General features: G+C 64.3%; 14 protein-coding genes and 1 pseudogene. All 15 read left to right on the forward strand.

Annotated features, from left to right (window positions below):
- Nucleotides 1–67: 67 nt before the first annotated feature.
- The gene (gene pcaH / locus CXQ89_RS04525) at nucleotides 68–886 is read left to right on the forward strand and encodes a protocatechuate 3,4-dioxygenase subunit beta (protein WP_104160696.1); all 819 of its coding nucleotides are present in this window, start codon (nucleotides 68–70) and stop codon (nucleotides 884–886) included.
- Complete coding sequence (pcaG, locus tag CXQ89_RS04530; RefSeq protein ID WP_104160427.1) at nucleotides 886–1452, forward strand: protocatechuate 3,4-dioxygenase subunit alpha; 567 nt, start codon at nucleotides 886–888, stop codon at nucleotides 1450–1452. Before pcaH ends, pcaG begins: the two co-directional genes overlap by 1 nt.
- 3 nt (nucleotides 1453–1455) lie before the next feature.
- Nucleotides 1456–2877, forward strand: coding sequence for a lyase family protein (locus CXQ89_RS04535; RefSeq protein ID WP_104160428.1), 1422 nt, complete (start codon nucleotides 1456–1458; stop codon nucleotides 2875–2877).
- Nucleotides 2874–3686, forward strand: coding sequence for an alpha/beta fold hydrolase (locus tag CXQ89_RS04540; protein ID WP_104160429.1), 813 nt, complete (start codon nucleotides 2874–2876; stop codon nucleotides 3684–3686). The genes CXQ89_RS04535 and CXQ89_RS04540 overlap by 4 nt, the downstream gene beginning before the upstream one ends.
- 5 nt (nucleotides 3687–3691) lie before the next feature.
- Complete coding sequence (gene pcaC, locus CXQ89_RS04545; protein WP_104101603.1) at nucleotides 3692–4102, forward strand: 4-carboxymuconolactone decarboxylase; 411 nt, start codon at nucleotides 3692–3694, stop codon at nucleotides 4100–4102.
- A complete protein-coding gene (locus CXQ89_RS04550; protein WP_104160430.1) occupies nucleotides 4099–5310 on the forward strand; it encodes a thiolase family protein in 1212 nt (403 codons plus the stop codon). Before pcaC ends, CXQ89_RS04550 begins: the two co-directional genes overlap by 4 nt.
- A gap of 8 nt (nucleotides 5311–5318) precedes the next feature.
- Nucleotides 5319–6002, forward strand: a complete 684-nt coding sequence (locus CXQ89_RS04555; RefSeq protein WP_104052745.1) for a 3-oxoacid CoA-transferase subunit A — start codon at nucleotides 5319–5321, stop codon at nucleotides 6000–6002.
- On the forward strand, nucleotides 5999–6703 hold the full coding sequence (locus CXQ89_RS04560) for a 3-oxoacid CoA-transferase subunit B (RefSeq protein WP_104160431.1): 705 nt from the start codon (nucleotides 5999–6001) through the stop codon (nucleotides 6701–6703). Before CXQ89_RS04555 ends, CXQ89_RS04560 begins: the two co-directional genes overlap by 4 nt.
- A 28-nt stretch (nucleotides 6704–6731) precedes the next feature.
- Entirely contained in the window at nucleotides 6732–7523 is a 792-nt protein-coding gene (locus CXQ89_RS04565; RefSeq protein WP_104160432.1) for an IclR family transcriptional regulator C-terminal domain-containing protein, read from the forward strand.
- 310 nt (nucleotides 7524–7833) lie between these two features.
- Nucleotides 7834–8208 (forward strand): 30S ribosomal protein S12, encoded by a 375-nt coding sequence (gene rpsL, locus CXQ89_RS04570; protein ID WP_104052742.1) that lies wholly within the window; start codon nucleotides 7834–7836, stop codon nucleotides 8206–8208.
- 1 nt (nucleotide 8209) lies between these two features.
- Nucleotides 8210–8680, forward strand: a complete 471-nt coding sequence (gene rpsG, locus CXQ89_RS04575) for a 30S ribosomal protein S7 (RefSeq protein WP_104052741.1) — start codon at nucleotides 8210–8212, stop codon at nucleotides 8678–8680.
- A gap of 117 nt (nucleotides 8681–8797) precedes the next feature.
- Nucleotides 8798–10912 (forward strand): elongation factor G, encoded by a 2115-nt coding sequence (gene fusA, locus CXQ89_RS04580; protein ID WP_104160433.1) that lies wholly within the window; start codon nucleotides 8798–8800, stop codon nucleotides 10910–10912.
- 224 nt (nucleotides 10913–11136) lie between these two features.
- Complete coding sequence (gene tuf, locus CXQ89_RS04585; protein ID WP_104052739.1) at nucleotides 11137–12327, forward strand: elongation factor Tu; 1191 nt, start codon at nucleotides 11137–11139, stop codon at nucleotides 12325–12327.
- Between the two features lie 221 nt (nucleotides 12328–12548).
- Nucleotides 12549–13541, forward strand: coding sequence for a hypothetical protein (locus CXQ89_RS04590; RefSeq protein ID WP_146067197.1), 993 nt, complete (start codon nucleotides 12549–12551; stop codon nucleotides 13539–13541).
- A 51-nt stretch (nucleotides 13542–13592) separates the two neighbouring features.
- Nucleotides 13593–15618, forward strand: a pseudogene (locus tag CXQ89_RS18295) (hypothetical protein); the annotation flags it as partial.

Below are 15618 nucleotides of genomic sequence, written 5' to 3' on the forward strand. Positions count from 1 at the left end.
CCCATCCTCAAGATGCTTGGCAGCGGTACGGGCGGAGGGGAAACATCGACAAGGGAGAACCATGGAAATGGAAGAAGGCCTGTTCCAGGACAGCCATGTGATCGAACGGCTGGATGCTGCGGAAGCCTCGCAGGACCAGATTTCCGCGGAGATTGATTCGATCCATGCCGCCTACCGCAAAACGGTGGACGACGGCGGTACGGAGGAGACCCAGCCCCGCGTGGACTTCCAGCCGTACCGCAGCTCCCTTCTGCGCCACCCCACCAAGGATCCGCACCACGCGGACCCCGAAACCATTGAGCTGTGGTCCCCGGCCTTCGGCCACCAGGATGTCCACGCCCTGGAAAGTGACCTGACGATCCAGCACAACGGCGAACCGCTGGGGGAGCGGATCATTGTCCGCGGACGCATCCTCGACGGCGACGGGCATCCGGTCCGTAACCAGCTGGTGGAAATCTGGCAGGCGAACTCGGCGGGACGCTACATCCACAAGCGGGACCAGCACCCGGCGCCGATCGACCCCAACTTCACCGGCGTCGGCCGCTGCCTCACTACTGAGGACGGCTTCTACGAGTTCACCACCATCAAGCCCGGACCGTACCCGTGGAAGAACCACTACAACGCCTGGCGGCCAGCGCACATCCACTTCTCGCTCTTCGGCACCGACTTCACCCAGCGCATGATCACCCAGATGTATTTTCCCGGGGATCCGCTGTTCGCCCTGGACCCGATCTACCAGTCGATCACCGACCAGAAAGCACGGGACCGCCTCGTGGCCGCGTACGACCACAACCTCACCTCGCACGAGTGGGCCACCGGCTACAACTGGGACATCGTGCTCACCGGCAGCAACCGCACCTGGATGGAAGAAGAGGACGCAGAGTAATGAGCGAACAGAAGCTGACAGCCACGCCGGGCCAGACCATCGGCCCGTTCTACGGCTATGCCCTCCCCTTCGAGAAGGACAACCAGCTGCTGTCCCCGGGCGTGCCCGGGAGCGTCCGGCTGCAGGGTACCGTGACCGACGGCGCCGGGGATCCCATCCCTGACGCCCTGCTGGAAATCTGGCAGGCGGACGCCGACGGCAATATCCCGCAGCGGACCGGATCCCTGGTCCGCGACGGTTACACCTTTACCGGCTGGGGCCGCACCGCAGTCGACAATGCCGGCAACTACACCTTCACCACGGTCAACCCCGGTCCCGCGGAAGAAGGAGCGGCACCCTTCATTTCCTTCGTCATTTTTGCCCGCGGCCTGCTGAACAAGCTGCACACCCGGATGTACCTGCCGGACGACGAAGAGGCCCTGGCCCGGGATGCCCTGCTCTCCTCGCTGCCCGAGGAACGCCGCCGGACCCTGATCGCCACCCGTGAGGCGGACGGCGGTCTGCGCTGGAACATCAGCCTGCAGGGCCGGGATGAAACCGTTTTCCTGTCCTTCCCCGGAGCCTAACCGATGACCGGATCAGTAAGCGCAGCGGACACCGCAGACTACGGGCTGTTGTCCCCGGTGTGGGCAGGCACCACCGGTGCGGGCCGGACTGGTGACCGCCGGATTGTTCAGAAACTGCTGGACGTCGAACTCCAATGGCTGCGCGTCCTGGCCGGCGCGGGCGTCATTGCACCGCAGTTGCCCGACGAGGCCGCCCCCGCCTTCCTTGCCGACCTCTACGACCCGGCGTCCCTGGCAGCCCGGTCCGCCGGGGGAGGCAACCCGGTGATTCCCCTCCTGGCTGACCTGCGCGCCAAAGTGCGCGATATTTCACCCGCTGCCGCCGAAGCTGTGCACACTGCCGCCACCAGCCAGGACATCCTGGACACGGCACTGATGCTGGTCTCCGCGGACACGCTGGCAGGCATTGCCTCCGATACCCGGCGGACCATGTCTGCCCTGGCCGGTCTCGCCGTCGAGCACCGGCATACCCTCTGCGTGGCCCGGACCCTCACCCAGCATTCACTGCCCTCCACCTTCGGTCTCCGCGCCGCCCAGTGGCTGCACGGGATCGGGCAGGCGGCGGAAGCGCTCGAAACAACAGCAGCCCGTCTGCCCCTGCAATGGGGCGGCGGCTCGGGCACGCTTGCGGCCCTGCGCACCGTCGTGGATGCCAGCGGATCAGCGGCAACGCCTCTGGAGCTTGCCGACGAACTGGCACTCCGGCTGGGACTGGCAGCGCCGGCCGCACCCTGGCAGGGAAACCGGCTGCCCGTCACTGCAGTGGGTGCTGCCCTGCAGGACCTGCTGTCTGCCGCCGGCAAGATCGCCAATGACGTCCTGCTGATGAGCAGGCCCGAGGTAGCGGAGGTCTCCGAGCCGCGGGCGGCTGGCCGCGGGGGATCCTCGGCCATGCCGCAGAAGCGGAACCCGGTGCTGTCCGTGCTCATCCGCAGCGCCGCGCTGGCCGGTCCGGGCTGCGGGGCGGCGCTCCAGACCGCGGCCGGAGCTGCGGACGACGAGCGCCCCGGCGGCTCCTGGCACACCGAGTGGCAGGCACTGCGCTCCCTGCTGCGGCTGGCCTCGGGCGCTGCGGAGAAACTCGCTGAACTCACCGAAGGGCTCACCGTAAACACCGCAGTGCTTCGGGACAACCTGCTCACCGCCGGACCGCTGGTGGTCAGCGAACGGTTGATGGCCACGGTTGCCCCGCTGCTGGACGACGACGGCGGACCCGGCAGCGGCAAGGCCCGCCTTCAGGAGCTGGTCACCGCCGCCCAGACCATGGGGAGCTCTCTGGGCGAAATGCTGCGCGAGTCAGTATCCGCCGATGTGCTGAGCGATGCCGAGCTTGCCGCCCAGCTGGATCCCGCCAACTACGTGGGCGAGGCCTCCGCCCTGATTGACCGCATTCTTGCCGCCTATCCCGTAAGGAGCTCCAGGTGAGCCAGCCCGTCCTCAAAGCCAGCCTCCTCAGCGCCGCCGGCGCGAATGCTCCCGTCCTCATCGCCGGCCCGTCGCTGGGGACCTCCGCCGCGGCGCTGTGGTCCCCGGCCGCCGCCGTGCTGAAGACCTTCATCGTGATCGCCTGGGACCTTCCCGGACACGGCCTCAGCCCCGCAGCCGCCGAGCCGTTCAGCGTGGCCGACCTGTCCGACAGTGTTGCGGCCCTGGTTGCCGCAGCACGTGCCGGCGGCGACATCACAGCGCAGCAGAGCGTGTACTACGCCGGAGTGTCCCTGGGCGGGGCCGTGGGACTGCAGCTGGGGCTGGACCATTCCCAGGAATTCGAGGGACTGGCGATTCTGTGCTCCGGCGCAAAAATCGGCGACGCCGAAGGCTGGGCAGAGCGCGCCGATACGGTCCGGAACCAGGGCACTCCCGCAGTCCTGGCCGGCTCCGCTGAGCGCTGGTTTGCCCCCGGCTTTATCGACCGTGAACCGGCCGCCTCCGCTGCCCTTTTGCATTCCCTCCAGGACGCAGACCGGTTCTCTTATGCGTTTTGCTGTGAGGCTCTGGCCGAATTCGACGTCCGCGGCAGGCTCGGCGACATCACCCTTCCCCTGCTTGCGCTGGCGGGCGAGCAGGACGCGGTCACCCCGCCGTCGTTCGCCGAGTACGTTGCCGAGCGCACGCCCAACGGCACCAGTGCCGCCGTCGGCGGCGCCGCCCATCTGCTTCCGGCCGAAAAGCCGGAAGAAACCGCTCACCTGCTGCGCAACTTCTTTGGTGCCGCATATCAGGAAGGACTGTAGGTTCCATGATTGAGGATGCAGACAAGACCCAGCAGGACGTCTACGACGAGGGGATGGCCGTCCGCCGCGAGGTGCTCGGTGCTGCCCACGTGGACCGCGCGAACGCCGCCAAGGACGAATTCACCGAGGACTTCCAGGAGCTCATCACCAAGTATGCGTGGGGGAGCATCTGGACCCGGCCCGGACTGCCCCGGACCATGCGCAGCGCGATCACGCTCACCGCACTGATTGCCCACGGGCACACGGAGGAGTTCGCCATGCACGTCCGCTCAGCGCTGACCAACGGGCTGACCCGGGCCGAAATCAAGGAAATCATTCTGCAGTCGGCCATCTACTGCGGCGTTCCGGCTGCCAATTCGGCATTCAAGACGGCGCAACAGGTTTTCGCAGAACTCGACGGGCTGGAGAAGCGATGAATCAGGCGTACATCTACGACGCAGTCCGCACGCCGTTCGGCAAGTTCGGCGGTGCGCTGGCCGGAGTGCGGCCGGATGACCTGGGAGCACGGGTCATCCGTGCGGCAGTGGACCGCGCACCTGACCTGGATCCCGCGGCCGTGGACGAAGTGGTCTTCGGCAACGCCAACGGCGCAGGCGAGGAGAACCGCAACGTCGCCAGGATGTCGTCACTGCTGGCTTCCCTGCCCACGTCGGTCCCGGGAACCACCGTGAACCGGCTCTGCGGCTCTTCCCTTGATGCCGCGATCATCGCGTCCCGGCAGATCAACACCGGGGAAGCTGACCTAATGCTCGTCGGCGGCGTGGAGTCCATGAGCCGTGCGCCCTGGGTACTCCCGAAAAACGAGAAGGCCTATCCCGCAGGGAACCAGACGCTTGCCTCCACCACGCTGGGCTGGCGGCTCGTGAACCCCGCCATGCCCGCGGAATGGACCGTGTCGCTGGGCGAAGCGACCGAGCAGCTGCGCGAAAAGTACAACATCACCCGGGACCGCCAGGACGAGTTTGCGGCAAAGTCCCATGTGCTGGCCGCCAAGGCCTGGGACGAAGGCAACTACGCCAACCTGACCGTCGCCGTCGACGGTGTTGCCCTGGACCGGGATGAATCCATCCGTGCCGGTTCGACGGTGGAGAAACTGTCCACCCTCGCCACCGTGTTCCGCCCCGCCGGAGACGACGCCTCGGGCGGCACTGTGACCGCCGGCAACGCCTCGCCGCTGAATGACGGTGCCTCGGCCGCCTGGCTGGGAAGCGAGGCAGCCGAGCGTCTTCTCGGGCTGCCCCCGCTGGCCCGCATTGCCGGGCGCGGCGCCGCCGCAAACGAACCGCAGTACTTCGGCTACGCGCCGGTCGAAGCCGCTAATCTCGCCCTTAAGCGTGCCGGGATCAGCTGGGGTGACGTGGGCGCCGTCGAGCTCAATGAAGCCTTCGCCGCCCAGTCCCTGGCATGCCTCGATGCCTGGGACATCGACCCGGACATCGTCAATGCGTGGGGAGGTGCGGTGGCCATCGGACACCCGCTTGGTGCCTCAGGCACCCGCATCCTGGGAACGCTGGCTCGCCGGCTCCAAGCCTCCGGCGAGCAGTGGGGCGTCGCGGCGATCTGCATCGGCGTCGGCCAGGGACTGGCCGTAGTGCTCGAAAACTCAACAACCACCGCGAACTAGGGGAAACTGTGCTCAACATCGTGCAGGACGTCGACGAAGCTGTTGCGTCCATCACCGACGGGGCAACCGTCATGATCGGCGGCTTCGGCAAGGCCGGACAGCCCGTGGAACTGATCGAGGCGCTGCTCCGGCAGGGAGCCTCGGACCTGACAGTGGTGAATAACAACGCCGGCAACGGTGAACACGGCCTGGCAGCGCTCATTGGTGCCGGCAGGGTGAAGAAAATCATCTGCTCTTTCCCGCGGCAGTCCGACTCCCAGATTTTCGACGCGAAGTTCCGGGCCGGGGAGATCGAACTCGAGCTGGTGCCGCAGGGCAACCTTGCCGAGCGGATCCGGGCCGCCGGGGCGGGCATCGGCGGCTTCTTCACGCCCACCGGGTACGGAACGATGCTCGCTGAGGGCAAGGAGACCCGGATCATCGACGGCCGGGGCTACGTTTTCGAATCCCCGCTCTCGGCGGACTTTGCGCTGGTCAAGGCACTGCGTGCCGACCGGGCAGGGAACCTCGTCTACCGCAAGACCGCCCGGAACTTCGGTCCCATCATGGCCGCAGCGGCGACGAACGCCATTGTCCAGGTCCGCGACGTCGTGGACCCGGGGGACCTGGATCCGGAGCACGTCGTCACACCGGGTATTTACGTGAACACGCTGGTGCGCGTGGCAGAGGAAAAGGAGCCGGCAGCAGCATGAACATTTCAACTGAAGGCACGAGAGCAGAAGGCACAGCAGGCGGGACGGAAACCGGGGACCGCCTGGACAAGTTCCAGCTAGCGGAACTGGTGGCGCGGGACATCGCACCCGGTTCCTACGTCAACCTCGGGATCGGCCAGCCCACCCTGGTGTCGAACTACCTGGTGCCGGAGCAGAAGATTACCCTGCACACCGAAAACGGAATGCTGGGAATGGGGCCCCAAGCGCAGGGCAGCCAGATCGACGGCGACCTGATCAACGCCGGAAAGATCCCGGTCACCGAGCTGCCGGGAGCGGCGTACTTCCATCACGCCGATTCCTTCGCCATCATGCGCGGCGGTCACCTGGACGTCTGCGTGCTTGGCGCTTTCCAGGTTTCAGCTTCAGGAGACCTGGCCAACTGGCACACCGGCGCCGCCGACGCCATTCCAGCCGTGGGCGGAGCCATGGACCTGGCAACCGGAGCCAAGGATGTCTACGTCATGATGTCCCTGTTCACCCGGGAAGGCCTGAGCAAACTCGTCCGCCAGTGCACCTACCCCCTGACGGGAGTGGGCTGCGTGACCCGCGTCTACACTAATGAAGCGGTCTTCCTGCTGAAGGAGGACGGCGTGCACGTGCGGGAAACCCACGGCATCAGCTTCGAGGAGCTTGCCGCCGTGATGGATGTTCCGCTGATCCGCGATCCGGCCGGCACCTAAGGCCGGCACCGTTATCCACGAGGGAGAAATGAGCGAGACCTCCGCCGCAAGCGGCCAGCACGTCCAGTCGCTGGCGCGCGGCCTAAGCGTGATCCGGTCCTTCGATGCAGACCACGTCAGCATGACCCTGAGCGAGGTTTCCCGCCGGACCGGGCTGACCCGTGCCACCGCCCGGCGGTTCCTGCTGACCCTCGTGGATTTGGGGTACATGCGCACTGACGGCCGCAATTTTGAGCTGACCGCCCAGGTGCTGGGCCTGGGATATTCCTACCTCTCGGGCCAGACCCTGCCGCAGTTGGCGCAGCCCCTGCTGGAAGACCTCTCCCGCACCATCTCGGAGTCCACGTCCGCGTCCATCCTTGATGGCCAGGACATTGTCTACGTCGCCCGAATCCATACCCGGAGGCTGATGCGCGTTGGCATCGCCGTCGGTACCCGGTTCCCCGCCTATGCCACCTCCATGGGGCGGGTCCTGCTGGCCGGCCTGCCGGACGGGGAGCTGGAGCAGTACCTGGCTCAGGTCCAGCCCCAGCCGCTGACGGAACGGACCCTCACCTCCGTCACGGACCTCCGGGAAGAGATAACCAGGGTGAGGGAAGCCGGCTGGGCCGTCGTGGACCAGGAGCTCGAAGCGGGGCTGCGCTCCGTTGCCGTCCCGGTCCGAGGGCCGGGCGGGGATGTGATTGCAGCCATCAATACCTCCATGCAGGCATCGTTGGGGACAGGCGGGAGTACTCTGGAGGAAGCTGTTGCGGAGGTCTTGCCGCACCTGCAGCAGACTGCGGCGAAGATTACCGCCGCGCTGGTTGCCGGGAGCTAGCCTCAGGATGTGATTCTTGCCGCATCGTCAGGCGGGGAAGCTTAAGTCTGTTAGACTAATAATCAATTGTTTGTGTGGCAGTGGATGAAGGACGCTTATCGTAGCGGGCCTGTTTCCGGGTTGCAGGGTTCCTGTGCAACGAATGCCACACTTTTGCACGCCTACGGTCGCTTTCGGCGAGACTATCGGAGCTTCTCGGGGCATTGCGGAAACGACGACTTAAAGCGCGTCGCCTCGGCTGTTCCAACAGCTGACAGCGGGGCGGAGCAACCAAGAGAACTTATCTCGAGAAAAAACGGAGAACACGAAAGTGCCTACGATTCAGCAGCTGGTCCGCAAGGGCCGGTCACCCAAGGTCTCCAAGACCAAGGCTCCTGCCCTCCAGGGCAGCCCGATGCGCCGTGGTGTCTGCACCCGCGTTTACACCACCACCCCGAAGAAGCCGAACTCTGCACTGCGTAAGGTTGCCCGCGTGCGCCTGAACGGTGGCATTGAAGTGACCGCCTACATCCCCGGTGTTGGTCACAACCTGCAGGAACACTCCATCGTCCTCGTTCGCGGTGGTCGTGTGAAGGACCTGCCCGGTGTTCGTTACAAGATCGTTCGCGGCGCACTCGACACCCAGGGTGTCAAGAACCGCAAGCAGGCTCGCAGCCGTTACGGCGCGAAGATGGAGAAGAAGTAATATGCCCCGCAAGGGTCCGGCCCCCAAGCGGCCGCTCGTACTGGATCCCGTCTACGGCTCCCCGCTGGTCACTCAGCTGATCAACAAGGTTCTCGTCGACGGCAAGAAGTCCACCGCTGAGCGCATTGTTTACGGTGCACTCGCAGGCGCTCAGGAGAAGACCGGGGGAGACCCCGTTGCAGCCCTGAAGAAGGCCATGGACAACATCAAGCCCAGCCTTGAGGTCAAGTCCCGCCGCGTCGGCGGCGCCACCTACCAGGTTCCGGTTGAGGTCAAGCCGGGCCGTGCAACTGCACTGGCCCTGCGCTGGCTGGTTGGCTACTCCAAGGCCCGCCGCGAAAAGACCATGACCGAGCGTCTGCGCAACGAGATCCTGGATGCTTCCAACGGTCTTGGTGCAGCAGTCAAGCGCCGCGAAGACACCCACAAGATGGCTGAATCCAACAAGGCCTTCGCACACTACCGCTGGTAATAAGCCAGGCCGACGGCGGCCACTCCTTCAAGGCCCTGCATTCCGCTTACGGCGGGGTGCGGGGCCCGAAGCAGATAAACGCAGTCGAACCGGCAAAAACCAACTAAGGGAGAAACCGTGGCACTTGACGTGCTTACCGACCTGAACAAGGTCCGCAACATCGGCATCATGGCCCACATTGATGCCGGCAAGACCACCACCACCGAGCGCATCCTGTTCTACACCGGTGTCAACCACAAGATTGGTGAGACCCACGACGGTGCGTCCACCATGGACTGGATGGCACAGGAGCAGGAGCGGGGTATCACCATTACCTCCGCAGCTACCACGTGCTACTGGGACAACAACCAGATCAACATCATCGACACCCCGGGTCACGTTGACTTCACGGTCGAGGTTGAGCGGTCCCTGCGCGTGCTCGACGGCGCTGTAGCCGTTTTCGACGGCAAGGAAGGCGTGGAGCCGCAGTCCGAGACTGTTTGGCGCCAGGCTGACAAGTACAACGTTCCGCGCATCTGCTTCGTCAACAAGATGGACAAGCTCGGCGCTGACTTCTACTTCACTGTGGACACGATCATCAACCGCCTCGGCGCGAAGCCGCTGGTTATCCAGCTGCCCATCGGTGCCGAGAGCGAGTTTGAAGGCGTCGTTGACCTGGTCGAGATGCGTGCACTGACGTGGCGCGGCGACTCCAAGGGTGACGTCACCATGGGTGCCAAGTACGAGGTCGAGCCCATCCCGGCCGATCTGGCCGAAAAGGCTGAAGAGTACCGCGCCGCGCTCATCGAGACCGTTGCCGAAGCCAGCGACGAACTGATGAACAAGTACCTCGAAGGTGAAGAATTCACCACCGAGGAAATCAAGGTCGGCATCCGCCACCTGACCATCAACTCGCTGGTTTACCCGGTGCTGTGCGGTTCCGCGTTCAAGAACCGCGGCGTACAGCCGATGCTTGACGCCGTCGTCGCCTACCTGCCGAACCCGCTGGACGTCCCGAACATCAAGGGCCACGACATCCGCGACGAAGAGGTCATCCTCGAACGCGCCGCTGATGCCAACGCTCCGTTCTCGGCCCTGGCGTTCAAGGTTGTCACGCACCCGTTCTTCGGCCGCCTGACGTACATCCGCGTGTACTCCGGTCACGCTGCTTCCGGCGCCCAGGTCATGAATGCGACCAAGCAGAAGAAGGAGCGCATCGGAAAGCTCTTCCAGATGCACGCCAACAAGGAAAACCCGGTCGAAGAGATCACCACCGGTCACATCTACGCTGCGATTGGCCTGAAGGACACCACCACGGGTGACACCCTGTGCGACCTTCAGAACCCGATCGTGCTGGAATCCATGAGCTTCCCGGAGCCCGTGATTTCCGTGGCCATCGAGCCGAAGACCAAGGGTGACCAGGAGAAGCTCTCCACGGCCATCCAGAAGCTCTCCGAAGAGGATCCGACCTTCCAGGTCTCCCTCGACGAAGACACCAACCAGACGATCATCGCCGGTATGGGCGAGCTGCACCTGGACATCCTGGTTGACCGCATGCGCCGCGAATTCCGCGTCGAGGCAAACGTGGGCAAGCCCCAGGTTGCCTACCGCGAAACCATCAAGCGCGCTGTGGCCAAGCATGACTACACGCACAAGAAGCAGACCGGTGGTTCGGGCCAGTTCGCAAAGGTCCAGATCGCGATCGAGCCGATGGACACGTCGGAAGGCGTGTTCTACGAGTTCGACAATAAGGTCACCGGTGGCCGTATTCCCCGCGAATACATCCCCAGCGTTGACCAGGGTATCCAGAGCGCGCTCACCGAAGGTGTGCTCGCCGGTTACCCCGTGGTCGGTGTCAAGGCAAGCCTGCTTGACGGCGCCTACCACGACGTTGACTCCTCGGAAATGGCGTTCAAGATCGCCGGACGACAGGCTTTCAAGGAAGCCGCCCGCCTGGCGAACCCTGTACTGCTCGAACCGCTGATGGATGTTGAAGTCCGCACCCCTGAGGAATACATGGGTGAAGTTATCGGTGACATCAACTCCCGCCGCGGCCAGATGCAGTCCATGGAAGACGCCGCAGGCGTAAAGGTCATCCGTGCTCACGTACCGCTGTCCGGCATGTTCGGCTACATCGGCGACCTGCGTTCAAAGACGCAGGGACGCGCCGTGTACTCCATGTCGTTCAACAGCTACGCGGAGGTCCCGAAGGCAGTAGCCGACGAGATCATCCAGAAGACGCGCGGCGAATAAAACCCTGGTTGGTGTTCCGGGGGCAACTTCGGAACACCAGCTGTGTGCAGCGGGCCAAGGCCCAGGCCGGAAGCCCGCTGCATAGCCAGACTGAGCGGCCTCGCCAGGCTGCTGCGGATATACGGCAATTTCATCAAATAAACAGCCCCCAGTAGACTTACATCAGTTTCAGCAGCGAGAAGCGCTGTTGGAGATTGAGTCTTCAACCTTTCTAGGAGGAACCCGTGGCGAAGGCAAAGTTCGAGCGGACTAAGCCGCACGTCAACATCGGCACCATTGGTCACGTTGACCATGGAAAGACGACGTTGACCGCTGCCATTTCGAAGGTGCTTGCTGACAAGTACCCTGATCTGAATGAAAAGCGCGATTTCGCTGCTATCGACTCTGCACCTGAAGAGCGCCAGCGCGGTATCACCATCAACATCTCGCACATCGAGTACCAGACCGAGAAGCGCCACTACGCACACGTAGACGCCCCCGGTCACGCTGACTACATCAAGAACATGATCACTGGTGCAGCTCAGATGGACGGCGCAATCCTCGTGGTTGCCGCTACCGACGGTCCGATGGCCCAGACCCGCGAGCACGTTCTGCTGGCCCGCCAGGTTGGCGTTCCCTACCTGCTGGTCGCACTGAACAAGTCCGACATGGTCGACGATGAGGAACTGCTGGACCTCGTTGAAATGGAAGTTCGCGAACTGCTGAGCTCCCAGGAATTCGACGGCGACAACGCTCCCGTCGTTCGCGTCTCCGGCCTCAAGGCTCTGGAAGGCGACCCGAAGTGGGTTGCTTCCGTCGAAGAGCTCATGGAAGCCGTTGACAACAACGTGCCGGACCCGATCCGCGACAAGGACAAGCCGTTCCTGATGCCGATCGAGGACGTCTTCACGATTACCGGTCGTGGAACCGTTGTCACGGGCCGCGCCGAGCGCGGTACCCTTGCCATCAACTCCGAGGTCGAGATCGTCGGCATCCGTCCGGTCCAGAAGACCACGGTTACCGGTATCGAGATGTTCCACAAGCAGCTTGACGAAGCATGGGCAGGCGAGAACTGTGGTCTCCTGCTCCGCGGCATCAAGCGCGAAGACGTAGAGCGCGGCCAGGTTGTCGTGAAGCCGGGTTCCATCACCCCGCACACCGACTTCGAGGCCAACGTCTACATCCTGTCCAAGGATGAAGGCGGACGCCACAACCCGTTCTACTCGAACTACCGCCCGCAGTTCTACTTCCGCACCACGGACGTAACCGGCGTTATCACCCTGCCCGAGGGCACGGAAATGGTTATGCCCGGCGACAACACTGAGATGACCGTTGAGCTCATCCAGCCCATCGCCATGGAAGAAGGCCTCGGCTTCGCTATCCGCGAAGGCGGCCGCACCGTTGGTTCAGGCCGTGTCACCAAGATCATCAAGTAATTTCCTTACTTGCTGAATCCACGGTGAGGATCCTGCCTCCGGGTAAGGATACGAACTGAAAAGATGTCCCCGCTGCTCACGCAGCGGGGACATCTTGCTTTAACCGGGGTGGGCCGGCAGGCAGGGGAGTTATCCCCATCCGTGCACTCTGTCCTGAAGCCAAAGACAACGCCTCTATGATGTGAAGCAGATTTGCATCGCTTAATGGGGGTTGACGGGCAATGGAGATAGTAGTTGGGGCGGTCCTGGTGCTCATGGGCATCGGCTTCGCCATAGGCTGGTTCTGCCGCGGCCACGGCTCGCAGGCTTCGGAACCTGCTGTGCAGGCACAGGCACAGGCACAGGCACAGGCACAGACGGCGCCCGTGGCGTCAGAGGCTCTCAGCAAGGCTTTCAACGAAGGTTACCGGGCCGGCTACACCATCGCTTCTGCGGCGCACGGGGCCGACAGCGATACTGCCCTGCGGCAGCCCGTCCTGGAAATTCCCAGGCCACCCGAGACTGCCAGGCCATCGGAGACTGCCAAACCACCCGAGACTGCCAAACCGCCGGAAACTCCCCGCCTGGACGGTCCGCCGCCCGAGGCACTCCGGGCCGGACCGGTTCCGTCCCTGTCCACTCCCGCCCGGCCTGCGCCTCCTACGGCCGTGACTCCCGGTCCCAAGCAACTTGCGGCTCTGAAGGCGGAAGAGGAAGCCCGCAAACACCGCAGGGACCTGCGCAACATCAACATCACCCTGTACGCTGCCTGCCTCCTGCTGGTTGCCGCCGCCTCACTCTTCATCGGCTTGGCAATATCGCAGACCGCACGGTTTGCGGGCGTGAGCATTGTTTCCGGCATGTTTTACGCCGGCGGGCTGGCTGTGCATGCGCGAAGCCGGCGGCTGCGGCCAGCCGGGGTGGCCTTTACCGGAACCGGTTTGGCTCTCATCCCTGTGGTGGGCCTGGCTTTGAACAACTTTGTGCTCCGCGATGCGCCCCTGGCCTGGCTGGCCACCTCGCTTGTCGGAACCATGGCGTTTGGCTATGCAGCTGCAAAGCTGGACAGCAGGGTTGTTGCCTATCTATCCATAACCTTCCTGCTCTCGACAGCGCTGGCCTCAGGCGCCGCCCTGCGCTCCGGAATTGTCTGGTACTTTCTCTTCACTGTCCTGTTGGCGACGGCGATCTCCCTGGTGGCCATGCGCCGTCCGGCGTGGCTGAACAACCTGTAGCTGGACGCCTTTGTCCGCTCCCACCGCTTCCTGGTTCCCGCCACGGCAGCCGTGGCGGTCCTAACAGCCGCAGAGCTGGGAGGATGGCAGTTCTCCATCCTGTTCCTGTCGTTCGCCTGTTACTACGCCGTTCTGTTCCTGCAGAGCCCGCGGCGGGAACGCCTGATCAACAGCTACGGTTTCCGGATCTCGGCCACGGCAGGACTGACAGTGCTGTCCTACGAGGTTGGCGATGATCTTGGAACCGCGCTCCTTGTCCTTTCCCTGCTCCTGGCGCTCCAAACGGCGGGACTGGCGGCGTGGCGCCGTCACTATGTTGCCGTTGGCGGAAAACGATTCTTCGGCGTCGATCTGGTTCTCCTGCTGTGCCTACAAGCCGCTGCCGCAGTTGCTGCAGGAATCGCAGCATCCTTCGAAGGCGGCAGCGGGAGCTTGGCCACGTTCACCGCCACGTCCGTGCTGGTACTGATCGCGTTCATGGTTGCAGCTTGGAAGGTTCCTTTTGTTCCCGCCGCAACGGTTGCAGCGGCGGCACTGCCCGGCTTTATTCCCCGGCTCTTTGACCCTTGGGACGGATCCCTGTGGACGGCCGTCCTGCTGGGCGTGTTGGTAGTGGCCTTCCTGGTCCTGCGCGCTGTCTCCTCGGCCGGCGTGCAGCGCCAGGACTTTATCGTCGGCGCGCGGTGCGCCGCTACCGGCCTGGTGCCTGTCCTGTCCGTGGCGGGAATGGAAAGTGCCAGTCTGGATGGGCAGACTGTGTGGGCTTGGCCCCTGACCCTGTCTATTGCCGCCGTACTGCTGAACCAGGTGGTGTCCGTTTACCTGCTGGGCGCCGGCCGTCCGGTTCGGTTTGCGGATGCCGTGCTGGGCGGCGCGGCCGGGCTGGTGCCGGTGCTGACGGTGTGGCTGCGGTTCGTGGAGGATCCGGGGACTGTGCTCACGGTGTGCGTGGTGTTCGGTGCGCTGGCCGTGAATGTGCTGACGTCGGTGGTGCTGCGGCGGTTCTTCGCCGCGAGTTCCTGGTTGGAGTGGGTGGGCCCTGGCGGGTTTGCTGCGGCTGCGCTGGTTGGTGCCGGGGTGCTGGGGCTGCGCGGGTATGAGTTGCTTGCTGGTGCGGCTTTGGTTTACTGCGGGTTCATGGCCGTGCGGTGGGCGCGGGCGGAAGTGCGGGGCCGGTACGTGCTGGCAGCCCAGGTGATGCTGACGGTGTTGGCGGCGCTGGTTGTTGCGGACCTTGAGTTGAGCGTGCACGGGGTGTTTGTTGCGGTGGCTGTTTCGGTGGCCGTTCAGCAGGTGGTGCGGACGGTGTTGCAGGACCGGTTCGGCAGTGTGGGACTGGGGCAGCTGGTACCGGTTGCTCAGTGGGGGAGCATCGCGGTGCTGGCTTTGCTGCCCCTGGCCTACTTCCTCATTGCTGTTCCGGTCCAAAAGTCCACGTACGTGCTGCTGCTGGGAATTGCCATCGGGATGACTCTCTTTATGCAGGCAGCGGCAACGGCACGAATGGTTTCCGGCCGTCCGGTTCGGTTTGCGGATGCCGTGCTGGGCGGCGCGGCCGGGCTGGTGCCGGTGCTGACGGTGTGGCTGCGGTTCGTGGAGGATCCGGGGACTGTGCTCACGGTGTGCGTGGTGTTCGGTGCGCTGGCCGTGAATGTGCTGACGTCGGTGGTGCTGCGGCGGTTCTTCGCCGCGAGTTCCTGGTTGGAGTGGGTGGGCCCTGGCGGGTTTGCTGCGGCTGCGCTGGTTGGTGCCGGGGTGCTGGGGCTGCGCGGGTATGAGTTGCTTGCTGGTGCGGCTTTGGTTTACTGCGGGTTCATGGCCGTGCGGTGGGCGCGGGCGGAAGTGCGGGGCCGGTACGTGCTGGCAGCCCAGGTGATGCTGACGGTGTTGGCGGCGCTGGTTGTTGCGGACCTTGAGTTGAGCGTGCACGGGGTGTTTGTTGCGGTGGCTGTTTCGGTGGCCGTTCAGCAGGTGGTGCGGACGGTGTTGCAGGACCGGTTCGGCAGTGTGGGACTGGGGCAGCTGGTACCGGTTGCTCAGTGGGGGAGCATCGCGGTGCTGGCTTTGCTGCCCCTGG

The sequence above is a fragment of the Arthrobacter sp. ZGTC212 genome, assembly GCF_002929255.1.
Taxonomy (GTDB): domain Bacteria; phylum Actinomycetota; class Actinomycetes; order Actinomycetales; family Micrococcaceae; genus Arthrobacter_B; species Arthrobacter_B sunyaminii.